Genomic DNA, 1,722 nt, shown 5'->3' on the forward strand with positions numbered 1-1,722 from the left:
GGCACCGGTTCGAGCCCACCCCCCGCAACGCGCTCGTGGTCCCCGAAGGCGTCGGGGTCGGGGTCGGCGTCGGGGTCACGGTGGTCAGTTCCTTGATGCGGATGTTGCGGAACGCCGCCACGTCGGGGGACCCGTGGTTCTGGATGGCGATGTGGCCCTGCTGGAGCGAGCGGGCCGGGTCGGTGTTGGTGAAGTCGTTGATCTTCACACCGTTCAGGAACACCTGCAGGCGCTCCCCCTCCACCAGCAGCTCGTAGGTGTTCCACTGCCCCGGCGGGTTCAGCGCCGCGTCGCGTGCGGCAATGTCCGCGGCCTTGAAACCGTAGATCGCCCCCGTCGTCTTGTCCGCGCTGTCGGTCGCGTCGATCTGCACCTCGTGCCCGGTGTTGAGCGCCGCGTTGGGGTCGGTCGTGGCCGGGAACCCGACGATCACCCCCGAGTTGGAGTCGCCGTTCACCCTCCAGTCGAGCTTGAGCGAGTAGGAACGGAACTCCTTGGCGTTGTACCAGAGCATGCCCATGCCGCCCTGCGAGGTCAGCGTGGCCGAACTGTTCGTGAACGACCCCGGCCCGGCCTGCGACCAGCCCGTCGTCGACCCGTTGTACAGCGCCGTGTACCCGGTCTCCGGACGGCAGTCGGCGTTGGTCACCTTGGCCGCGTACCGGATCCCGCCCAGCAGCAGCGTGCGGAAGTTCGCGTCCGCGTACGACTCCTGGGTGTGCCCCAGGCCGGTGTAGAACGAGCGGCCGGAGGCCTGGGGACGGCACCAGGTGATCGGGTGGTCGCCCATGCCGCCGCCGCTGTAGCTGCTCTCGTCCAGGCTCTGCAGGACCCGCACGTTCGGGCGCGGGTTGCTCCGGAAGCTGTACCACTCGTCCGTCCGCGACCAGGTCGGCCCCAGATGGGCCGTCGCGGCGTGCGCCCGGTCCTCGTTGCGCACGGTGGCCTGCTGGATCGCCGGGTGGCTGCTGAACCAGGCACCCACCAGCTGCCCGTAGTACGGCCAGTTGTACTCGGTGTCGGAGGCCGCGTGCACCCCCACGTAGCCGCCCCCGCCGTCCACGTACGCCTGGAAGGCGTTCTGCTGGGCGTCGTTCAGCACGTCACCGGTGGTGCTGAGGAACACCACCGCCCTGTACTGGGCGAGGTTGGACGCGGTGAAGGCGGCGGCGTCCTCGGTCGCGTCCACGGTGAAGTCGTTCGCGGCGCCCAGGTTGCGGATGGTCTGGATGCCGGTGGGGATCGCGTCGTGCCGGAACCCGGCCGTCTTGGAGAAGACCAGCACCTTGAAGGCGGCGGCCTTGGCGGAGACGGCGGCCTGGGCGGGAACGGCGGCCTGGGCGGAGACGGCGGGAATCATGGTCGTGGCGGCGGCGGCGGCGAGTGCCACCGCGGCCACCGACAGGCGTCGGGGCACGGAGGCCCTCCCGCCGCCGCCCGCGATGCGCCCGAGCGCCGCGGGGGTCAGGTGTCGAAGCATGGATGTCCTTCCATCGTGGCGCCCGGCGCGGTCCTTCCGGCGATGAGCCGGGCCGTGCCGGGCGCCACATCGATTGAGTACTCGTCGTGCGGTCGAGGTCGCGATGGGGCCGCCGTCCTGGGGAGGCCTCAGACGCGGGTCCACCTCTGGTTGGTGCCGCCGGCGCAGGTCCAGATGTGCACCTTGGTGCCGTTGGCCGTGCCGAAGCCGGACACGTCCAGGCACTTGTTCGCGCCGAGGGC

Annotated in this window: 2 protein-coding genes; both read right to left on the reverse strand. The window is 70.7% G+C overall.

The genetic code is table 11. The features are described from left to right. Window positions 1–1,480, reverse strand: a 1,480-nt coding sequence (locus tag AB0G16_RS38680; protein WP_362815999.1) for a ThuA domain-containing protein, incomplete at its 3' end; no start/stop codon positions are given. A gap of 128 nt (window positions 1,481–1,608) precedes the next feature. Further along, complete coding sequence (locus AB0G16_RS38685) at window positions 1,609–1,701, reverse strand: RICIN domain-containing protein (protein WP_362816001.1); 93 nt, start codon at window positions 1,699–1,701, stop codon at window positions 1,609–1,611. Between the last annotated feature and the right edge of the window lie 21 nt (window positions 1,702–1,722).

This window comes from Streptosporangium sp. NPDC023615, assembly GCF_040640155.1.
Taxonomy (GTDB): Bacteria; Actinomycetota; Actinomycetes; order Streptosporangiales; family Streptosporangiaceae; genus Streptosporangium.